Source organism: Nannocystis sp. (assembly GCF_016714285.1).
Lineage (GTDB): Bacteria > Myxococcota_A > Polyangia > Nannocystales > Nannocystaceae > Nannocystis.
Map to the genome: position 1 here is coordinate 57445 of NZ_JADJNN010000005.1, position 19500 is coordinate 76944.

Sequence of the window (19500 nt, forward strand, 5' to 3'; positions counted from 1 at the left end):
TCCTCCGCGACACCTACGTGCCCGGCCACTACCGCGTCACCCGCGGCGACGCGGCGCCCCTCACCTTCGCGGTCCAGCTGGACCCCGGCGAGAGCGACACCCGCAACGTCGCCCCGCGCCCGCCCAGCCGCGACGGCGACCAGGTCCTCGCCGCCGCCCTGCACCCGCGCTGGCGGCCGCTGGTGCTGCTGGCCGCCGCCCTGCTGCTGGCCGAGACCCTGCTGCGAGCCCGTCGTCGCAACCAATAAACAAGCGGCCGCGGGTCAGACCCACGGCCGCCATTGTGCACACGCCTGGGTTCAGGCGGCGGGGGCTTCGGCGGAGGCCTCTGCCTCGCCCTCGGCGGATGCGTCGGCACCGGCCTCGCCCTCGGCACCGGCCTCACCACCGGCGTTCGGCGGGGTGCCGAGCTTCGGGAAGGCGCCGTCGCCGGCGAAGGCGGCGGTCAGCTCGGTGATCGTGGTCTTGGCCTCGGCCGGGATGGCCTTCACCTTGTTGACCGACTCGGGGATGACGGCCTTGATCTTGACGGTGAGCTCGGGCACCGCGGTGAGGTTGGCCTCGAGCGACGCCTTGGCCTCGCCGGTCGCCGCCGAGATCTCCTTCTTGAGCCACGAGGTGGCCTTGCCGCCAAGGGCGGGCACCTTGAGGGTGAGCTTGCTGATCGCGCCGGCGGCCTTGGTGGCGCGCTTCGGGATGGTCAGCACGGCCTCGCCGGCGGCCTTGATCTTGCCGAGCAGCGCCTCGACGTCGCCCTTGGCCTCGGCCGCGATCGACACGTCGGCCGTGATCTCGACCTTGCCGTCGGTGAAGGCGACCTTGGCCAGACCACCGAGGGCCTTGGCGTCGAGGCTGTACTTCGCCTGGATCGCAGTGAACTCGTCACCGAGGGCGCTCGCGTCGCGCAGCGGCTGCGAGACCCAGTCGACCTGGGCGTTGATCTGGTTCGGGAGGTCGTTGAGCTCCGCGAAGGGGTTCTCGTACTCGGGGGCCGCGGGCGGCGTCAGGGCGCCCGAATCACCGGAGCTCTTCTTACAACCCGGGGCGGCGAGCACAAAGCTGCCCATGAGCAGCGAGGAGAGGATGATGCGAGGGAGGACGTTGCGTGCCATGTCGGGGCGGACCCTAACAAAAGATCGCGGGGCCCGTGGCCTCGAAACGTGACCCAACGCGCATGCCAGTGCCTCCTGCAATGAGGGATGCCCAGCCATGGAATCCGCCTACAACCGCAAAAAACGGCGTCCCCCAGCGGAAAGCTCGCGGGCCCGCTGATCTGTGGACTGCGTGAACACAAGCGCACTCTGCAATCTCGGAGGGGATCTCTCCTCCCCCGCGCGAGAGCGCTCAGCGCCCGCCGCCCGCGGCGGGCTCCCGTTCGCGCCGCAGCCACTTCACGAGGTCGAACCACAGCACGCTCGCCAGCCCGAGCCCGGCCGCGCCCGCGATCGCCAGCGGCGCCGGGGCGGCCAGGCCGAGCGCGTGGCGCAGCGGCGGCACCGCGAGGGCCAGCCCGAGGAAGCCCGTCGCGCCGCCGACCACCGCCCACGCCGCGATGTTCCGGACCCCTCGCATCGCGAAGGCCGTGCGGGTGAGCGAGCGACCGACGAGGATCAGCCCGACGTTGCCGAGGACCAGCGTGACGAAGGCCAGCGTGCGCGCGACGAGCACGTCCTCGCCAGCGCCCAGGCTCACGCGAAACACGACCAGCGTCGCCGCCAGCAAGCAGGCCCCTTGCACGACCGCACGGGCGATCGTTCGCCGACCGAGCACCGGCGCGTCGGAGCGCCGGGGCGGCCGCCGCATGACGTCCGCCTCCGCCGGCTCCGCCTCGAAGGCGATCGAACAGGCCGGGTCGATGATCATCTCCAGCACCGCCACGTGCACCGGCCCGAGCATGAGCGGCCAGCCCAGCACCACCGGCAGCAGCGACATCCCGGCGATCGGCACGTGCACCGCGACGACATAGGCCATCGCCTTGGTCAGGTTGTCGAAGATCCGCCGCCCGAGCCGCACCGCCTCGACGATCGAGGCGAAGTTGTCGTCCGTGATCACGATCGCGGCCGCCTCGCTGGCGACGTCCGTGCCCCGCCCGCCCATCGCCACCCCGATGTCGCTGGCCTTCAGCGCCGGGGCGTCGTTCACCCCGTCGCCGGTCATCGCCACCACCTCGCCGCGCGCCCGCAGGGCCAGGACGATGCGCAGCTTGTGCTCCGGGGCCGCGCGCGCGAAGATCATGACGTCGGCGACCCGCTCGCGCAGCTGCGCGTCGCTGGCCGCCTCGAGCTCGGGGCCCGTCATGATGCTCCCGCCCGCGAGCCCCGCGCTGCGCCCGATCGCCTGCGCCGTGGCCGGCGAGTCGCCCGTGATCATCACGACGCGGATGCCCGCGGCGTGGCACTCGGCGACCGCCGCGGGCACATCGGCCCGCACCGGATCGGCGAGCGCGACCAGGCCGAGCAGCTCGAAGTCGAAGTCGTGCTGCCCCGACGGCAGCTCACCGGCCGCTCCGCCGCGCCACAGGGCTCGCGCCACGCCGAGCACGCGCAGGCCGCCCGCGGCCAGCAACCGCGCCCCCTCCAGCACCGCCGCGGCCCGATCCGCCGGCAAATGACAGAGGTCGACGATCGCCTCGGGCGCCCCCTTCGCGGCGACCAGCAGGTCGCGCCCGTCCGGCGAGCGAAACACATGCGACATCGAGAGCAGCTCCGGCGACAGCGGATATTCGCGGACGATGCCCCAGCCGGCGTGCAAATGCTCGGTGCCCGCGAGCGTGCGCTCGCCGAGCGCCTGGATGGCCCGCTCCATCGGATCGAAGGGCTCACGCGGGCACGCGAGGATCGCATATTCGACGAGCGCGTGGAGCTCCTCCGGCAGCGCGTCCTTGCCGATGACCTCGTGCACGCCGCCGTCGACCCACAGCCCGGCGACGGTCATGCGATTCTCGGTGAGCGTGCCAGTCTTGTCCGAGCACAGCACCGTCGCCGAGCCGAGCGCCTCGATCGCCGGCAGCTTGCGCGTCAGCACGCGCCGCTTCGACAGGCGAAACGCCCCGAGCGCCATGAACACGGTGAAGATCACCGGGAACTCCTCCGGCAGCAGCGCCATCGCCAGGGTGATGCCCGCGAGCACCCCCGCGAGCCAGTCGCCGCGGGCGAGGCCCAGCCACACCACCACGACCCCGCACAGCGCCACGCCCGCGATCATCAGGGCCCGGACGATGCGGGCGATCTCCCGCTCGAGCCGCGTCTTGCCGGGATCGATCGCCGACAGGGCGGCGCCGATGCGGCCGAGCTCGCTCGCCGGGCCCGTCGCCTTGACCCGCACGACCGCCTGACCCCGCGTGACCAGCGTGCCCGAATACACGTGCGCTCCGCCCTCGCCGCCCGGCCGCGGCATGCTCGCATCCTCTGCGACCTCCTCGTTGCTTGGCCGCTTCTGCACCGGCACGCTCTCGCCGGTCAGCAGCGACTCGTCGACCGCCAGCGACGGCCCCGCGAGCACCACACCGTCGGCCGGCACCCGGTCCCCCTCGGCCAATAGGCAGAGATCGCCGCGCACCAGCTCGCGCCCGGCGATGCGGGTCGCGACCCCGTCGCGCACGACCAGCGCCCGCGGGCTCGAGAGGTCGCGCAAGGCCTCGAGCGCGCGCTCGGTCTTGCGCTCCTGGATCAGCGTGATGGTGATGATGAGCACGACGAAGCCCATCAACAGCGCCGCGTCGCCGCGGCTCCCGAGCACGAAGTAGACCACCCCGCCCCCGAGCAGCAGCAGCAGCATCGGCTCGCGGATCACGTCGAGGACCAGCCGCGCCGGCGAGCGTCGCTTCTGGGCGGGCAGGACGTTCGCGCCCTCCTTGATGAGCCGCTCCGCGGCCTCCGCGGCGGTGAGCGAGGCGAACTGCGAGCGATCGATCGGGGCTGGCTTCACGTCGACCGGCGGGAGCGTGGGCCCACCCCCAGACCCCGGTCAAGCCACCACTGCAGGCAGATTCTGCGGCGAGATGCGAGCCCTTTCGAGTTGCACATGCCAGCCACCGCGCTCTCGAACTCCCGCCCAGCGCGCGAACGAAGCGCGTTGGATCGCTACGACGTGTGATAGACCTGATTTTTGACCGCCTCGGACCCAGCCGCGTCGCAGGTCTCAACCGCATCACGGCGCCGCATCGTGATCCTCGCGCTGGTCGGCGCCGTGCTCGCGCTGGTGCTCGCCGCGGACACGCTGTTCGCCCCGCTCGAGCGCCTGCTCGCGGTCACGGAGCGGATCATCGCGGCCAATCCCACCCTCGGCGCGGCGCTGTTCGTGCTGTTCGCGGCGCTCTCCGGCATGCTCGCGTTCTTCTCGAGCGCGGTGATCGTGCCAGTCGCCGTCTATGCATGGGGGCCGGTGTGGAGCGCCGTCCTGCTGTGGCTCGGGTGGATCCTCGGCGGCGCCTCGACCTACGCGCTCGGGAGATTCCTCGGTCGACCGGTGGCCGGGGCCCTCGCATCAAAGGGCCTCGCCCGCTACGAAAAGAAGATCAACCGCGACACCCCCTTCGGCGTGGTCATCCTGTTCCAGATGGCCATGCCCTCCGAGGTGCCAGGATATCTCCTCGGCGTCGTGCGCTACAGCTTCCTCCGCTATATCGCCGTGGTCGCCGTCGGCGAGCTGCCCTACGCCGTCGGCACGGTGATCCTCGGCGACAGCTTCGTCCAGCGCAGCATCCTACCATTCGTCGTACTCGGGGTCGCCGCCGCGCTGTTTAGCCGCTACGCATATGTGCTGTTGCAGCGACGCCTCGCGGCCGCCCCACCCACCAGCCCTGAACCAGCCCCGACAGCCCCGAAGTCGTGAGCCCGCGCCGTCAGCGAGCGCGCAGCCATGCGACGATGTCCTCCCGCGTGACCGGCAAGGCCGCGGCCGCCTGCGTGGCCGCGACCCGGAGGCGCTCAGCCCACCCCGGTGCGAGCCGCACGGCGCCCGCCACCAGCACCGGGAGGGCCTCCGGCGCCACCGGATCGGCCACCAGACGCGCCAGCCCGAGCCGGGCCGCCTCGCCGTGTCCGTCGCGGGCGAGCCCCGCGACCACGCAGGCGCGGGTGAGCTCCGAAGCCTCGGCCGCGAGCAACTGGGCCGCGTCCTCGCTCCGGCCGGCCGCGCTGGCGAGGATCTCGATCGTCCAGTCGACGACCCGGGCGCCGCCACTGGCCGCCCGACCCCAGCGCTCCGCGGGTCCCCAGGCCTGCTCGAGGCTCACGACGGCGGTGCGCACCGTCGCGGCATCGCCGAGCTCCGTGAGCGCCCGGCTCGCCCGCCGGACGTTCCCCAACCGCTTCCGCGATGGCTTGCCTTCCGCGACCGCCACCGCCACCTCCTGCGCCAGCGCAGCCCGGAGCTCCGCCACCTGCGCCTCGTCGCCCACGGCTGGATCGCAGGCCCTGATGACGGCCGCGGCGAGCTCGTGCACCCGCGGGAGCACGCTCGCCAGCCGCTCGACGATCGCCGCCTTGCCGGCCTCGCGCGGCGACAGCCGCATACGCGCGAGCGCGTATTCCAGCTCCCACTCCGTGATGAGCCCCTCGGCGTAGCATTCGGCCAGGCGCGCCTCCGCCTCGGGGCCCCCGGCCTCGCGCTCGAGGTCCTGGCCGAGACAAATTGCAGTGACCCAATTCAGGGCCTCCGCGAAGCGATCGATCAGCCGCCCCAGCGCCGCGTCGCCATCGCGGCGGGCCTCGAGCACGGCCGCGAACTTCGCCCGCTCGTTCGCTACATCCGGGCGGATCGACTCCACCCACCCGCCGCAGCGCAGGAACACCCGAAATGCGCACAGGAGCGCCGCCGGCGGCCCCGGTTCGTCCGCGAACGCGATCGCCAGCGCAGCCTCGGCGTCCGCGCGGCGCCCCTCCTCGGCCGCCAGGACCGCCGTCAGCGCCCACACCAGCGCCCAGGCCTCGCCCCCCAGATGCGCCACCTCCCGCTCGCTCGGGGCCCGCCGGGCGAGCCGCAGCGAGAGCAGCAATTTCTCGGGCTCCCGCTTCGCCGCGCGCCGGGCCGCCCGGGCCAGCCCGGGCTCGCCCAGCGGGACCGTCGCCAGAGTCGCAAGATTGACCGACGACAGCGACAGCGCCTCGCGGGCCACCGCGTGCGCCCGCTCGCCCACCGGATCGATGCCGGCATACCAGGCGAGGGTCTCCGCCCGCCGGTGAAATCCTCGCATACGGATCAATGCATATACCTGATCGTGCTCGCCCGCCGCCCACAGGATCTCCAGCGCCAGATCCGGGAGCACGTCGACCCAGCGCTGACGCAGCGACTCGCCGACGCGCTCCGTAAGGCGAGCGCAGATCTCGGTGATCGATGAATCCTCCCACCGCGGCGGACGTGGAGCTTTCGGCGGCCAGCCTTCGCCCCAGCCCACGAACATGTACGGCCGATCGAGGTCGGCCTCACCGTCGCCCACGCCGCCGAAGCCCGCGAGCGCCCCCGGGTCGACCCCATGCCCGAGCTCGGCCTCTGCGTACGCCGCGAGGGTACGCCGCAGCACGGCGTCGGCGTGGGCGAAGGGCATCATCCAGAAGGTCTCCTCGGTGTGCAGGAGGATCGTGGCAGGGAAGCGCTCGGCGACCAGTCGGACCCACGCGTCGTAGAGATCGCCGAGATGGGCCCCGAACGCGTCGAGCGTCGCCACCCGGCGACGCTCGAGGCGAGCGACGCAGTCCCCCGACGCAGCGATGCACACCGTGAACGCCGGCGCCCCGGTCTCACCGGGCATGACCACGCAATCCTCGGGTGCGAACGCCGCGAGCCACCACGACGGAATGATGTACTTGCCCGAATCCAGCCGCGGCGCCGCGCCCCACGGCCGCGTCCTGCGGGCGAAGCCCTCCGCCACCTCGCGCGACGCACAGCTGATGAAGAAGCTCTCGTTGCCCACGGCGCGGGACTGTACACGACCGCCGACCGCGACGAACCCTCGGCAGCTCAAGGCTTTGCTTGGCGAGCTTTTGGTGGGTCGACGACGGGGCCGCTCGATCTGGCGTAACATCCGGCCCAGACCATTGGCCGCCGACCTCGATATCACCGCCCCGACCCTGCCCGCGACCACCTCCGCGTGGAGCACCGACGCCCCGGCGGCGCCCCACCTCACCCTCGCGCGCGGGGCCCTGCTCGGCCGCTATGTCATCATCGAGATGCTCGGCGCCGGCGCGATGGGCGTCGTGTACAGCGCCTTCGATCCCGAGCTCGACCGCAAGGTCGCCGTCAAGCTCGTCAAGCCCGGCGAGGACGACCCCGACGCCCGCGCTCGCCTGCTCCGCGAGGCCAGGGCGATGGCCCGCCTCGCCCACCCCAACGTCGTCGCCGTCCACGACGTCGGGACCTTCGGCGACGAGGTCTTCGTCGCCATGGAATTCGTGCAGGGCGTGACCCTGGGCCGCTGGCTGCGCGAGCGCCCTCGCAGCTGGCGCGAGGTCGTGGAGCTGTTCGTCGCCGCCGGGCACGGACTCGCGGCGGCCCACGAGGCCGGCCTGGTCCACCGCGACCTCAAACCGGAGAACATCATGGTCGGCCCCGGCACGCGCGTGCGAGTGATGGACTTCGGCCTCGCGCGCAGCGCCGGCAGCGTGCGCGAGGGGTCCTCTGCGAGCCCGGACGGAGCCGCCGCGCTGCCCTCGCTGACGCGCGTCGGCGCCGTCCCCGGGACGCCCGCGTACATGGCTCCCGAGCAGTGGGACCGTCGCCCGGCGGACGCTCGCTCCGATCAGTTCTCGTTGTGCGTCGCCCTGTGGGAGGCCGTCCACGGCGAGCGCCCCTTCCATGGCGACACCCTGCCATCGTTGATGCTGGCGATCACCAGCGGCGAGCGCTCGCCGCCCCGCGACCCCGCGCGGGCGCCCCCGTGGCTGCGCGAGCTGCTCGTGCGCGGGCTCGCGGTCGATCCCGCCGCCCGCTGGCCCTCGGTCGCGGCGCTGTGCGACGCGCTCGAGCGCCGGCCCGATCCCACCAGCCACGCCCGCGAGCGGCTGATCGTCGCAGCGCTCCTCGTCGGCGCCATGTTCGCCTGGATGCTCTACTACGATTGGACCGACGACGGCACCGCCCCCTCCGTCGGCGCCAACCTGCTCCCGCCGGCAATCCTCGCCTTCGGCCTCCTGGGCCTCGTGAGCTTCTATTTTCGCAAGTCGATCCTCCGCAACCCCGCGCACCGTGGGCGCCTCCTGATGTTCATCACCACCGGCGGCTTCGTCTTCGCCAGCCGCCTCGCGGGCGCCCGCGGCGGCGAGGCGATCGAGAGCGTCGTCCTGCGCGACGTGATGATCTGCGGCGTCGGCATCTGCGCCCTGGCCAGCTTCGTCACCCCGCACACCCGGCTCTTGCCTGTCGCCGCGATGGTGCCTCCGCTCGGCGTCGCGGCGATCATCCTGTACCCCGCGTCGTTAGCGATCGCCGCGACGCTGTCGCTCGACCTCCCGATCTTGCTCGCCCTCGCGGACTGGCACCTGAGCGCCAGAGCAGCCAAACCCCCGGGCCCGGCGAAGCACGGCGCATAGTCAGCCCGGGTCGCAGCGCATCACGCGAGATTGAGGTCCATCCCGAAGAACATGCCGCGCCGGGTCTTCTCGGCCAACAGCGCCTGCTTCTCGAGCTTGAGCTGACGCCGGCCGCCCGCGACCGTCGCCGCCTGGGCGATCTGCGCGTCGATGGCGTCAATGGCGGCCTGCACCTCCTGGTCGGTCATGTCGGCCAGCGCCCGATCGGCGACCGGCGCGGCGTTGGTGGGCACATTGACCAGGTTCTGGTTGCCATTGACGCCGATCTGGTTCCACTGCGCCGCCGCTGCCCGGAAGGCCCCGGAGGGCGCCCCGCGGCTGACCAGGCGGATCGGGTTCGGGTTCAGGACGGCCGCGGTCCCGTTGGCGTTGGCCTGCCAGCCCCCAGGCGATCGAGCCGAGGTAGAGCCCCGCCTTGGCGCCCAAGCTCGCAACCTACCTCGCAATCCATCAACAGCGGGCCGCCTTCCAGCGCGCGCACGCCGACTGAGACCCCGGGCGCTCACACCTCGCGGTGGCGGACCTGGCCGCTGTGGACCGCGCCGCCGGCGTCCGTGCAAGTAACGGCGATGCTGGCGATACCGACCGGCATGCCGAGCACCCGACGCGCGAGCAGCCGGACGCCGTCCGTGCGACAGCGCGGGATGTGGCGCCCACCGTCGGTGTCGATCGCCACATATGCGTGCACTCGACCGTCGCTGGCGAGCTCGACGGTGAAGGTGAATTCCTTGCCGTCTCCGGCGACCGCGACCGTGAGGCTGGTGCTCGAGAGCCGCCGATATTGCAGCTTGACCATGCGCTCGATCAACGCGCCGAGCGGCTTGCGCCGGTCCGCCTCGCTGGTATTGGACCACCATAATTGGGCCCGGTGCAGGCGCGCCGCCGCGGCGTCGGTCCACGCGTCGATCACCAAATCGAAGTGCGGCTTGCCGAAGTCACGCTTCACCCGCACCACCTCGGAGGTCGCCAGCGCGGGCTCCTCGGTCGCCGCCTCCCCGGCCACCACCGGGTCCGCGGTGCTCCCCAGCGCGAGCCACAACACAGCCGTCGGCAACGCGAGGTCCATCGGATCGACCATAACAGGGAGCCCGGCGGCCGGAGCGAAGAACTCCGCGCCCGCGATGTTCACCATGGTGAACACTGCGAATGCAACCGGCTAGCAACCTGGACATCACCCGGCGATCGGGCCGTCAGCCCGCGAATTCACGGTCCGCGCGGAAGCGTCCCGGTCACCGGAGGACGAGCTCAGCCGGGGGGCAGCTCGGGCCGCCCGCGGCGCAGCCGCTTGAGGCCGGCGGCCACCAACGGGGTGATCGCCAGGGTGGCGAGGATCCGCAGCGGCTGGGTCAGCTTGGTGGCGACCCACGCGGCCGCCAGAGTGCCGGCGCTGCCGGCAGCCGAGTCCGTCGCCACGCCGAGAGAGATCGCAATCGCGAAGCCAGACAGCACCAGCACAAAATGATCAGATAGAGGCTGAGCGCCACGCCGCCGTACTCGGCGAGCATTCCCTTCATCCGCTCGGAGAGGGTGGGACCGGGAGGGCTCGCTGTGCTCGCCATGCGGGCCACAGGCTGACAGACCGGCGCCACCGCGACAAGCGCTATTCGCTGCCCCGGCGGCTCACAGCGCCTCGATCTCCGCCAGCGTGCAATCCTCCGGGGCGGTGCGAGGGTTGCACCGCGAGGGCTGACCGCCGGGGATCTCGAACACATAATCGAGATCGCCTTTGGGCGGCGGATAGTCGGTGCTGATGAAGGTCGCGCCGCTGGCGAGGGCCGCGAGGGCCCGGGTGTCGTCACCGGCGAGGGGCTCGATGTTGTCGGCGTCGGCGCGGGTGCGGACGAGGTGACCGGCGTCGAGCGCCGCGGTGATGTTCGCGGCGTCGCCGCTCGGATCGTTGAGGGTGTGCACCGCGGCGTAGGGCAGCGAGAGGTCGCCGAACGCGTCGGGGAACAGCAGGTGGCCGGCGAGCCCCCCCTTCACATACGTCGCGCGCCAGTTGCCGCCGTCGTGCAGCACCAGCAAGATCTTGCCGCGCGTGGCGTCGATCGTCGGCCAGCCGCGCGCGGCGAGCCCCTCGCTCAGCGTCGCCGCGTCGCCCTGCACGTCGTCCGGCGCGACGATCCGCTCGCGCGGCCATATCGACGTGATCTGCTGCTCGAGCGAGGCCATCAGCTCGGGGCCGATCACCGCGTTGTACGTGGTCTTGAACTCAAACATCACATACAGGAGATGATGCCCCGGGTGCGCGTCCGACCAGCCGCGCAGCGCCTGTAGACAATCCGTGAGCAGCATACAGGTGGTCCCCGGGTCGAGCAGCGCGAGGTGATAGACCTCGACCGGGTCGCCCGGCTGCTTGAAATTGAGGTCCAGCTCGAACTGCCGCGCGCCGTGGTCCAGCTGCTCGGGCAGCGGCAAATGCGTGTAGTCGATGTCCTTGACCGCGTCGCCGGACGATACGTGGTAGCTATTGTGCGTACCCATCGCCTGCAGGTGATTGAGCCGCAGGCCCTCCTCGGGCGGCAGGTCGCCGCTGCTGCTCGCCGCGCCGGTGGTCGGCGCGGAGGTGCTGGCCCCGCCGCTCGACCCGCTGCCCGCCCCGCTGCTCGATTCGGCCGCGCTCGACCCGGCCTCGCTGGGCCCGCTGTCGTGCGTGGGGGGCGACCCACAGGCCATCGCGGTGAGGAGGAGGAGGAGCAAGGGTGAGCAGCGCATTCGCGGCGATGATAGCCACAGCCGCTTCCGGGCCGGGGTCCGCGAGATTGCGGAGCGCACGATTTATTTCGCGGCGAGGCTGCCGGAGGGTCCGCGCCGGGCACGCAGGTCTTGCGGGGCGCGAGAGGCTTGGGTACGCATGCTCCATGCCTCAGATCGGCGACAAGGCCCCCGACTTCGACCTCCCCAATCACAAGCGCGAGCGCGTCTCGCTCGCGAGCCTGCGCGGCAAGACCGTCGTCCTCGCGTTCTTCCCGGCCGCCTTCACCGGCGTCTGCGAGAAGGAGCTGTGCTCGTTTCGCGACTCGCTCGCCGCGCTCAACGACCTCAACGCGACCGTGCTCGGCATCAGCGTCGACGCGCCCTTCAGCAACGCCGCGTTCGCCGAGCGCAACCAGCTCACTTCCCGCTGCTCTCGGATTACCTCCGCGAGGCGGTGCGAGCCTACGGCGTGGCGCACGACGACTTCGCGGGCCTGCCCGGCTACACCGCGGCCAAGCGCTCGGTGTTCGTGATCGACCCGAACGGCACGCTCCAGTACCGTTGGGTCGGGCCCAACCCCGGGGTCGAGCCCAACTACGAGGAGGTCAAGCAGGCGGTCGGAAGCATCAGCGTGAGCAGCACGGCCTGACCGGCGTGGGCGGCTCGGGCTCGCACAGGGGCAGCGCTTGAGCGGGCGCGGGACCTCGCGCATGCTCAGGTGTTGCTTGCGACGCTGACGCTCTCGGGGGCCATGTCGACCGCGTTCGCGGCGCGCTGTGTCGTCGTTCATCGCCGCCGCCGCGCCCGTGCGGCCGAGATCGAGGCGCTCAGCGACGACGCGCCGACCGGCAGCGCGGCCCACCTCAGCCCCTCGCTCGCGCACCTGACCGCGCAGGCGCGGGTGGTCCGTCTGATGCTGGCGACCCCGCTACGGCGCGGCGAGCCGCCGCTGCTGCGCGAGACGCCGTGGGGTCGGCGGGCCCGCTGCGACGAGTACGACCTCGCCCTCGGCGACGCGCGGCGGGCCCTGTGGGAGTGGCTGCTGCTGTTTCGTCGCCTCGGCGAGCGCGACCGCCACGTGCTGCACGCGCTCGGCGTGTCGGTGGCGCCGTTCTACAGCGCGCTGCTGCGGCCCGGGGTGTTCGACCGCAGCGCCGACCCGTGGGAGCAGACGCTGTATCCGGCGGCGCCGGACCCCGAGCGGGTGTTCACGGCGCTGCGGCGGACGATGCACGACCTGCGCTGCTTCGAGGCCACGCTGCTGACCGCCGCGCACGACCCGTACCGGCGCTGAGGCTCAGGGGACGTCGATCTTCTGCTCGTAGGAGCCGACGAGTACGGTCCACAGGCCGCTCTGCAGGCCGCTCACCGTCGACGTAACCTCGTGCGGGCAGGTGCAGCCGCGGTCGGGCTGGCCGTTGATCACGTAGGTGACGATCAGCGTCTTGTTGCTGCCGAGGATCACCTCGCTGCCGATCGTGATGTTGCAGGCCGAGGTGCGGCCCTTCTCGGTGATCTTCAGGATCCCGGGGCCGAGCACCTCGAGGACCAGCTCATCCTTGGCCGGCGGGGGGTCGACACAGTCGGAGCTCTCGTCCGATACGGTCACGCCGCAGTCGTCGCCCGAGCTCTCGCAGGCCGGCTGCTCGCCGGTGCTCGCGTCGGCGCCGCTGCTGCTCGCGCCGCTCGTGCTCGCGGCGGTGGTGGTCGGCGCCTCCGTGGTGCTACCCGCGCTGGCATCGCTCGTCGACGCCGCGCTCGCACCGGTCTCGCTTCCGTCCGTGGCGGTGCCCTCGTCCTTGCCGCCGCACGCGAGCCCGAGGGCCGCGATCAACCATGTCTGCCGGAAGTAGTGCATCGTCAACGATCTCCGATCCCTGGTGTCGCCCGGTCGTCCCCCAAGGTCAAGTTGGGGTCAACAAGTTGGGGTCAAGCCAGGCGTCAGAAGCGGCCGCCGAGGGCCAGGCCGACGAAGCCGGGGGCCAGCGTCGGGCGCAGGCCGAGTGGTCGGCTGCGACTGTACAGCAGCGTGTGCCGCTTCCACGACACGCCGTACGCGACCAGGCCGGTGCCCCCCATCATCAGCAGGCTGCCGATGGACTCGACGACCAGCGAGCCGCCGCCGCGGGCCTCGAGCGAGGCGTCGCCGTGCCAGGGCGTCCACGCCGAGGCCCAGCCGACCGCGCCCATCACCATCAAGACGACGCCGCTGCCAGTGAAGGCCGAGGCGCGCAGCTTGGGGACCCCGTCGAAGGCGCTGCGGTAGCCGTCGCTGCGCCCGCGGAGGTGACCGCCGCCCGCCGCCAGGCCGATGCCGGCGGCGACGTCGATCGGGGTGGCCACGACAGTGAGGATCAGCCGCGCCTGCTCGCCAGCGACGGTCGGCTCGCCGAGTCCCAGGGCCAGGCGCGCCGCGACGAGGCCGATGTTGACGCCGCCCATCACCCCGGCGGCGATCAGCAGGCCGCGACCGTCGTGCGGCGGCGGCTCGGGGCGCAGCGCCCCGGGCGTCGGGCCGAGCTCGACGACCGGCGGTGGGACCGGGCCCGCCGGTGCGAGGGGCACGGCGCTCGCCTCGATCGGCGCGGGCCCTGGCGTAACGCTCGTCGCAAGCGGCGACCCGGACGCGACCTGCGTCGCGCCCGCTTGCGTGGTCATCACTGTCACCAGCGCGAGCGCAGCTGTCCCTTGAAGCATGTCGACCTCCGCGTCAGCGGCGGCGGATTATACCGCGCCGAGCGGACGATGGAGCTCGAGGTCGAGGCTGAAGAGGTGCTGATCGACGGAGAAGACCAGGCGGTGGCCGCGGGCCTCGACGTCGTCGAGGGTGCCGCTGGTGTCGAGGTGGACGCGGCGCTCGCGGCCGGACCAGCCCTCGCGCCGGCTGTGGATCGAGATCTGGTGCTCGAGGCGGGTGACCGGCTCGGCACCTCCAGAGGGGCCAGCGGCCCGACCGAGGCGCGGGGTCGCGTGGATCTGCAGGTCGAGCTCGAGCTTGCCGCGCTCGAGGCGGATCGTCTGCTCGATCGCCGCGCCGGTGCCGAGCGGGGTGGTGACGACCGGCTGCGACAGCAGCTCGCCGCGGTCGTCGAACTCGTGGCTGTCAGCGGTGACGTTGAGGTCGGGGTCATCATAGCGGCGCAGGGTCGCCTTGATCTGGGCGACCTGCGGGCTGCGCAGCTGGTCCGAGAACTCCTGCACCGGCAGCGATCCGACCACCCCGCCATGGGCCGACTCGTCCAGGCGCACCAGCGGCGGCGGCGAGAAGTCGACGGTGCGGGTGAGCACGAGCGCCGCGCCAGCGGCGAGCAGGAGATAGGCGTGCTCGCTGATCCAGCTGGTCCAGCCGGTCCAGCCGGTCCAGTTGCGCGGCCGGGTGCTGTGCTGCTTCGTGGTCTCGACCTCACTCACGCGACGCGACGCTGGCACGCCGACCTTGCCCGGGCAATTTTTCGACGAGCGGGCGATCCGTGGCCGCGGGCCGGGCATTGCGGCCGCAATTGACCCCCGTGAGGCGCTGGAGTAGGGATCTCCGGCCATGAGCCACACCGACGAGACCCCGAACGACCTGCCGCCGAACTTCATCCGGGATCGCATCGTCGAGGACCGGCAGGCCGGCAAGAACGGCGGGCGCGTGGTCACCCGCTTCCCGCCCGAGCCCAACGGCTATCTGCACGTCGGCCACGCCAAGTCGCTGTGCCTGAACTTCGGCAGCGCGGCCGAGTTCGCCGGGCGCTGCCACCTGCGCTTCGACGACACCAACCCGGCCACCGAGGAGCTCGAGTACGTCGAGGCGATCAAGGCCGACGTGCGCTGGCTGGGCTTCGACTGGGGCGAGCACCTGTTCTTCGCCAGCGACTACTTCGAGCAGCTCTACGCCTACGCGGTCGCGCTGATCAAGGCCGGCAAGGCCTACGTGTGCAGCCTCAGCGCCGACCAGATCAAGGAGTACCGCGGCGACTTCCACCACAAGGGCAAGGAGAGCCCGTACCGCGGGCGCAGCGTGGACGAGAACCTGGACCTGTTCGCCCGCATGCGCGCCGGCGAGTTCGCCGACGGGGAGCACGTGCTGCGGGCCAAGATCGACATGGCGGCCGGCAACATCAACATGCGCGACCCGCCGATCTACCGCATCAAGCACGCGCACCACCACCGCACCGGCGACAAGTGGTGCATCTACCCGATGTACGACTACGCCCACTGCGTCTCGGACGCGATCGAGGGCATCACGCACTCGCTGTGCACGCTCGAGTTCGAGGACCACCGCCCGCTCTACGACTGGATCCTCGACCAGCTGGACGTGCCGTGTCACCCGCAGCAGATCGAGTTCGCCAAGCTGAACTTCACGTACATCATGCTCAGCAAGCGGCGCCTGCTCGAGCTGGTGCGGGGCGGGCAGGTCAAGGGCTGGGACGACCCGCGGATGCCCACGCTCAGCGGCATGCGCCGGCGCGGCTACACGCCGGAGGCGCTGCGCAACCTGTGCGAGCGGGTCGGGGTGTCGAAGCACAACAGCGTGGTCGACGTGACCCTGCTCGAGCACGCTGTGCGCGAGCACCTGAACGCGACCAGCCGGCGGGTGATGGGGGTGCTGCGGCCGCTGCGGGTGGTGCTGAGCAACTGGCCCGAGGGACAGGTCGAGTGGATCGACGCGCCCTACTTCGCGGATGACCCGGCGCGCGGGACCCGGCGCGTGCCGCTGGGGCGCGAGCTGTTCATCGAGCACGACGACTTCAAGGAGGTCGCGGTGAAGGGCTGGTTTCGCCTGAGCCCCGGCGCCGAGGTCCGGCTGCGGCACGTCGGCATCGTGCGCTGCGACGAGGTGGTGAAGGACGCGGCGGGCGAGGTGGTGGAGCTGCGCTGCACGCTCGACCCGGCGACCCGCAGCGGCGGGCCGCAGTCGGGGCGCAAGGTGAAGGGGACGATCCACTGGCTGTCGGCCGCGCACGCGCTGCCGATCGAGGCGCGCCTCTACGACCGCCTGTTTCTCAGCGAGTCGCCGGGCGACGTGGGCCCGGGCGGGCACTTCACGGACAACATCAACCCGCGGGCGCTCGAGGTGGTGCACGGCGCCTTCGTCGAGCCGAGCCTGGCCGACGCGGTCCCGGGCACGCGGGTGCAGTTCGAGCGCCTGGCGTACTTCTGCGTCGACCCCGACTCAACCACCGAACTGCGGGTCTTCAACCGCACGATCGGCCTGCGCGACTCGTGGGCGAAGCAAGAGGGCAAGTAAGCCGCGGCGCTGCGCTCACGGGCCAGCGAGCAGCTTGGTACACGCGACGCCGAATCGGCAGCGTCGCTCATCATCTCACCGCCAAGACTTGGGCGGTGAGCGATGAGCGACGTTGCGGTGGTTTGCGCGAGTGGCGGGGTTCGAACCTGCGGCCTTTGGCTTCGGAGGCCAACGCTCTATCCAGCTGAGCTACACCCGCGTGGGGCGAAGTGTGTACCCCAGGCCGCGGGCGTTTGGCAAGACCCGCACCGGCCCGGGAGGAGTCCGCGGAGCCGGGTCGGCGGGCTGTTGACGGCCGGGAGCGGGCCGAAGGTGGCGGTGTATACTGCCGGTGATGCGCCTGCCCGCCCTCGCTGCACTCGCCGTCACGACCTTGCTGCTGCAGATCCCAGCGGCGGTGGCCCTGGCCCTCGACCTCGACCGTCTGCGCGAGATCTTGAAGCGCATCGTCGACTTTATCACCCTCGGCGGGGTGGCCCTGGCGCTGCTCGGCGGACTCTTGTTCCTGCTCACCTGGGTGCTCTCACACCTGCGGCAGCCCGGCGATCAGTCGCGGCGCTGGCTGTCGACACCGGCGCTGGTGCTCGCGTGGATCCCCGTGCTGCTCACCGGCGTCGCGGCGGCCGGGATGTTCGTGCCGTCGCTCGCGCCCTTCATCCTCCGCGCCTTCGCCCTCGCGGTCGCGGTCGCGGCGGTGGCGTGGTGCGTGTCGGTGGCGGCGTTGCTGGCCGGCGGCACGCGTCGCGACCTGCGGCGCACGCGGCGGGCGATCATCCTCGCGGGCACGCCGTGGTACTGCCTGGTCGTCTACCTCGCGACCTACTTGTGACAGGTCAGCGGACGCGTTGATGCGTCTGGCGGACGCGCCCGCGACGTCCTGCAGCGCGTCCCGGGACCTGTCCTGGGATGTGTCAGGGCGTGGGCCGCGAGATGCCGGCGTGGCGGGCGTCCCCGGCGTTGCCGCTGGCGTCCGGGAGGGCAGGTCGCAGCAGCTTCGCGGCCAGCTCGCGCGCGGGCGGGTAGTCGGGGCGCAGGCTGAGCGCCCGCTCGCTGGCGCGGCGGGCCTGCTCGGGCTCGCCGAGCTGTAATTCGATCTGCCCGCGCACGGTCCACAGGTGCGCGTCATGCGGGTCGTAGTCGATCGCGTCCACGATCTGCGCGAGCGCCCGACGCAGGTCCGGTGGCTCGCTGGCCAGCGCGAGCTGGGCCTGCACGTAGGCCGCGTAGGCGCGGTGATCGGCGGGCGGCGAGGCGACCAGGTCCGGGCCCACGTAGTGCAGGGTCCGCGGGTTCGGCCCGCCGGGCTTGCAAGCGACCAGCGACGCGGCTGGCAACGCGACCGGCGACGCGATCAGCACGACCAGCGCGAGCGAGCGAAGGCGGTCCCGCGTGAGCATCACAGCGGGATATTGCCATGCTTCTTGCGCGGGTTCTCCTGTCGCTTGTTGCGCAGCAGGGCGAGGCTGCGGGCGACGGCGCGGCGGGTGTGCTCGGGGGCGATGACCTGGTCGATGAAGCCGAGCTCGGCGGCCTTGTAGGGGTTGGCGAACAGGCCGCGGTAGTTGGCGAGCAGCTCGGCGCGCAGGGCCGCGGGGTCGGCGGCCTCGGCGAGCTCGCGGCGATAGATGATGTTGACGGCCCCCTCGGCGCCCATCACCGCGATCTCTGCGGTGGGGTAGGCGAGGTTCACGTCGGCGCGGATGTGCTTGCTGGCCATGACGTCGTAGGCGCCGCCGTAGGCCTTGCGGGTGACGAGGGTGACCTTGGGGACGGTCGCCTCGACGAAGGCGTAGAGCAGCTTGGCGCCGTGGCGGATGATGCCGCCGAACTCCTGGCCGGTGCCGGGGAGGAAGCCGGGCACGTCGACCAGGGTCCACAGGGGGACGTTGAAGGCGTCGCACATGCGGACGAAGCGGGCGGCCTTCACCGAGGCGTTGATGTCGAGGCAACCGGCGAGCACGAGCGGCTGGTTGGCGACCACGCCGACGCTCTCGCCGTCGATGCGGATGAAGCCGACGACGATGTTGCGGGCGAAGTGCTCCTGGACCTCGAGGAAGTGGCCGTCGTCGGCGACGGCGGTGATGATCGTGCGGATGTCGTAGGGCTTGGCGGCGTCGACGGGGACGAAGTCGGCGAGCTCGGGGCAGGCGCGCGTGGGGTCGTCGGCGCTCGGGCGGCGCGGGGCCTCCTCCATGTTGTTGGAGGGCAAGAAGCCGAGCAGCTCGCGGGTCATGGCGATCGCGGCGGGCTCGGAGGGGCAGGCGAAGTGGGCCACGCCGCTCTTCTCGTTGTGGGTCGCGGCGCCGCCGAGCTCCTCCTTCGTGACCTCCTCGTGGGTGACGGTCTTGATCACGTCGGGGCCGGTGATGAACATGTACGAGCTCTCCTCGACCATGAGCACGAGGTCGGTGAGCGCGGGCGAGTAGACCGCACCGCCGGCGCAGGGCCCGAGGATCAGCGAGAGCTGGGGCACCACGCCGGAGGCGAGCACGTTGCGCTTGAAGATCTCGGCGTAGCCGGCGAGCGAGGCGACGCCCTCCTGGATGCGCGCGCCGCCGCTGTCGTTGAGGCCGACGACGGGGGCGCCGACGGTGGTCGCCATGTCCATGACCTGACAGATCTTCTGCGCGTGGGCCCAGCCGAGGCTGCCACCGAACACGGGGGCCTGCTGGGCGAACACGAAGACCGTGCGGCCGTCGACGGTGCCATGGCCGGTGACCACACCGTCGCCGTAGACCTTCTTGTCCGGCATGTCGAAGTCGGGGCACTGGTGGGTGACGAACTGGCCCTGCTCGACGAAGCTGCCGGGGTCGAGCAGGAGCTCGATGCGCTCGCGAGCGGTGCGTCGACCGGCCTCGTGCAGCTTGGCCTCGGCGGCGCGGGCCTTGGTCTCGGCAGCGATGCGGCCCTTTTCGCCGGCGGCGAGCTGACCGGGGCCGGCGTACGCGTCGGCCAGCTGCTCGCGGCGCTCGAGCGCCGCGCGAGGGTCGTCGGAGGGGCGAGGCTTGCTCGGGTCTTCGGACATGGCGCCCGGTTTATATC

General features: G+C 71.8%; 18 protein-coding genes, 1 tRNA gene and 1 pseudogene. 7 read left to right on the top strand and 13 right to left on the bottom strand.

The genetic code is table 11. The annotated features are described in order from the left end of the window. Nucleotides 1-17: 17 nt before the first annotated feature. Complete coding sequence (locus tag IPJ59_RS13605; RefSeq protein ID WP_293272006.1) at nucleotides 18-248, top strand: hypothetical protein; 231 nt, start codon at nucleotides 18-20, stop codon at nucleotides 246-248. A gap of 51 nt (nucleotides 249-299) precedes the next feature. On the opposite strand, the gene IPJ59_RS13610 is transcribed toward IPJ59_RS13605, so the two are convergent. Together IPJ59_RS13610 and IPJ59_RS13615 are read right to left on the bottom strand one after the other, a co-directional pair. Further along, nucleotides 300-1112: a hypothetical protein gene (locus tag IPJ59_RS13610; protein WP_293272008.1), complete on the bottom strand. Its 813-nt coding sequence runs from the start codon at nucleotides 1110-1112 to the stop codon at nucleotides 300-302. A gap of 232 nt (nucleotides 1113-1344) precedes the next feature. Beyond that, nucleotides 1345-3927: a cation-translocating P-type ATPase gene (locus IPJ59_RS13615; RefSeq protein WP_293272010.1), complete on the bottom strand. Its 2583-nt coding sequence runs from the start codon at nucleotides 3925-3927 to the stop codon at nucleotides 1345-1347. Between the two features lie 180 nt (nucleotides 3928-4107). Between IPJ59_RS13615 and IPJ59_RS13620 the strand changes: the two genes are divergently transcribed. Further along, nucleotides 4108-4833, top strand: a complete 726-nt coding sequence (locus tag IPJ59_RS13620; protein ID WP_293272012.1) for a TVP38/TMEM64 family protein — start codon at nucleotides 4108-4110, stop codon at nucleotides 4831-4833. Nucleotides 4834-4843: 10 nt separating this feature from the next. On the opposite strand, the gene IPJ59_RS13625 is transcribed toward IPJ59_RS13620, so the two are convergent. Continuing rightward, entirely contained in the window at nucleotides 4844-6913 is a 2070-nt protein-coding gene (locus IPJ59_RS13625) for a hypothetical protein (RefSeq protein ID WP_293272014.1), read from the bottom strand. 124 nt (nucleotides 6914-7037) lie between these two features. On the opposite strand from IPJ59_RS13625, the gene IPJ59_RS13630 reads away from it, so the two are divergent. Further along, nucleotides 7038-8528, top strand: a complete 1491-nt coding sequence (locus tag IPJ59_RS13630) for a serine/threonine-protein kinase (protein ID WP_293263349.1) — start codon at nucleotides 7038-7040, stop codon at nucleotides 8526-8528. A gap of 20 nt (nucleotides 8529-8548) precedes the next feature. Here the strand turns inward: IPJ59_RS13630 and IPJ59_RS13635 are convergent, their stop codons facing one another. From IPJ59_RS13635 to IPJ59_RS13650, 4 genes are all read right to left on the bottom strand, one after another. Beyond that, nucleotides 8549-8761: a hypothetical protein gene (locus IPJ59_RS13635; protein WP_293263347.1), complete on the bottom strand. Its 213-nt coding sequence runs from the start codon at nucleotides 8759-8761 to the stop codon at nucleotides 8549-8551. 269 nt (nucleotides 8762-9030) lie between these two features. Continuing rightward, entirely contained in the window at nucleotides 9031-9594 is a 564-nt protein-coding gene (locus IPJ59_RS13640) for a hypothetical protein (protein WP_293272016.1), read from the bottom strand. A gap of 179 nt (nucleotides 9595-9773) precedes the next feature. Continuing rightward, on the bottom strand, nucleotides 9774-9983 hold the full coding sequence (locus tag IPJ59_RS13645; RefSeq protein ID WP_293272018.1) for an FAM210A/B-like domain-containing protein: 210 nt from the start codon (nucleotides 9981-9983) through the stop codon (nucleotides 9774-9776). Between the two features lie 165 nt (nucleotides 9984-10148). Next, complete coding sequence (locus IPJ59_RS13650) at nucleotides 10149-11243, bottom strand: Ca2+-dependent phosphoinositide-specific phospholipase C (RefSeq protein WP_293272020.1); 1095 nt, start codon at nucleotides 11241-11243, stop codon at nucleotides 10149-10151. Between the two features lie 146 nt (nucleotides 11244-11389). Here IPJ59_RS13650 and IPJ59_RS13655 point away from each other — a divergent pair. Together IPJ59_RS13655 and IPJ59_RS13660 are read left to right on the top strand one after the other, a co-directional pair. Continuing rightward, a pseudogene (locus tag IPJ59_RS13655) lies at nucleotides 11390-11724 on the top strand (redoxin domain-containing protein); the annotation flags it as partial. 252 nt (nucleotides 11725-11976) lie between these two features. Continuing rightward, on the top strand, nucleotides 11977-12519 hold the full coding sequence (locus IPJ59_RS13660) for a hypothetical protein (RefSeq protein WP_293263337.1): 543 nt from the start codon (nucleotides 11977-11979) through the stop codon (nucleotides 12517-12519). Between the two features lie 3 nt (nucleotides 12520-12522). Here IPJ59_RS13660 and IPJ59_RS13665 read toward each other — a convergent pair whose 3' ends face one another. From IPJ59_RS13665 to IPJ59_RS13675, 3 genes are all read right to left on the bottom strand, one after another. Continuing rightward, nucleotides 12523-13083, bottom strand: coding sequence for a hypothetical protein (locus IPJ59_RS13665; RefSeq protein ID WP_293263335.1), 561 nt, complete (start codon nucleotides 13081-13083; stop codon nucleotides 12523-12525). Between the two features lie 83 nt (nucleotides 13084-13166). Beyond that, nucleotides 13167-13790, bottom strand: coding sequence for a hypothetical protein (locus tag IPJ59_RS13670; protein WP_293263333.1), 624 nt, complete (start codon nucleotides 13788-13790; stop codon nucleotides 13167-13169). Between the two features lie 159 nt (nucleotides 13791-13949). Then, nucleotides 13950-14636: a hypothetical protein gene (locus IPJ59_RS13675; protein WP_293263331.1), complete on the bottom strand. Its 687-nt coding sequence runs from the start codon at nucleotides 14634-14636 to the stop codon at nucleotides 13950-13952. Between the two features lie 127 nt (nucleotides 14637-14763). Here IPJ59_RS13675 and IPJ59_RS13680 point away from each other — a divergent pair, with 127 nt between their 5' ends. Beyond that, the gene (locus IPJ59_RS13680; protein WP_293272024.1) at nucleotides 14764-16458 is read left to right on the top strand and encodes a glutamine--tRNA ligase/YqeY domain fusion protein; all 1695 of its coding nucleotides are present in this window, start codon (nucleotides 14764-14766) and stop codon (nucleotides 16456-16458) included. 125 nt (nucleotides 16459-16583) lie between these two features. On the opposite strand, the gene IPJ59_RS13685 is transcribed toward IPJ59_RS13680, so the two are convergent. Continuing rightward, a tRNA-Arg gene (locus tag IPJ59_RS13685) sits at nucleotides 16584-16657 on the bottom strand. Nucleotides 16658-16792: 135 nt separating this feature from the next. Here IPJ59_RS13685 and IPJ59_RS13690 point away from each other — a divergent pair. Beyond that, on the top strand, nucleotides 16793-17287 hold the full coding sequence (locus IPJ59_RS13690; protein ID WP_293272026.1) for a hypothetical protein: 495 nt from the start codon (nucleotides 16793-16795) through the stop codon (nucleotides 17285-17287). 82 nt (nucleotides 17288-17369) lie between these two features. Here IPJ59_RS13690 and IPJ59_RS13695 read toward each other — a convergent pair whose 3' ends face one another. Together IPJ59_RS13695 and IPJ59_RS13700 are read right to left on the bottom strand one after the other, a co-directional pair. Then, on the bottom strand, nucleotides 17370-17855 hold the full coding sequence (locus IPJ59_RS13695) for a tetratricopeptide repeat protein (protein WP_293263325.1): 486 nt from the start codon (nucleotides 17853-17855) through the stop codon (nucleotides 17370-17372). Next, nucleotides 17855-19483, bottom strand: a complete 1629-nt coding sequence (locus tag IPJ59_RS13700) for an acyl-CoA carboxylase subunit beta (RefSeq protein ID WP_293263323.1) — start codon at nucleotides 19481-19483, stop codon at nucleotides 17855-17857. The genes IPJ59_RS13695 and IPJ59_RS13700 overlap by 1 nt, the downstream gene beginning before the upstream one ends. Nucleotides 19484-19500: the final 17 nt, after the last annotated feature.

Bases quoted from the DNA above. Each gene is read 5' to 3' on its own strand.
- IPJ59_RS13610 (WP_293272008.1), bottom strand. From the start codon at position 1,112: ATGGCACGCAACGTCCTCCCTCGCATCATCCTCTCCTCGCTGCTCATG.
- IPJ59_RS13640 (WP_293272016.1), bottom strand. From the start codon at position 9,594: ATGGACCTCGCGTTGCCGACGGCTGTGTTGTGGCTCGCGCTGGGGAGC.
- IPJ59_RS13650 (WP_293272020.1), bottom strand. From the start codon at position 11,243: ATGCGCTGCTCACCCTTGCTCCTCCTCCTCCTCACCGCGATGGCCTGT.
- IPJ59_RS13660 (WP_293263337.1), top strand. From the start codon at position 11,977: ATGTCGACCGCGTTCGCGGCGCGCTGTGTCGTCGTTCATCGCCGCCGC.
- IPJ59_RS13665 (WP_293263335.1), bottom strand. From the start codon at position 13,083: ATGCACTACTTCCGGCAGACATGGTTGATCGCGGCCCTCGGGCTCGCG.
- IPJ59_RS13680 (WP_293272024.1), top strand. From the start codon at position 14,764: ATGAGCCACACCGACGAGACCCCGAACGACCTGCCGCCGAACTTCATC.
- IPJ59_RS13690 (WP_293272026.1), top strand. From the start codon at position 16,793: ATGCGCCTGCCCGCCCTCGCTGCACTCGCCGTCACGACCTTGCTGCTG.
- IPJ59_RS13695 (WP_293263325.1), bottom strand. From the start codon at position 17,855: ATGCTCACGCGGGACCGCCTTCGCTCGCTCGCGCTGGTCGTGCTGATC.
- IPJ59_RS13700 (WP_293263323.1), bottom strand. From the start codon at position 19,483: ATGTCCGAAGACCCGAGCAAGCCTCGCCCCTCCGACGACCCTCGCGCG.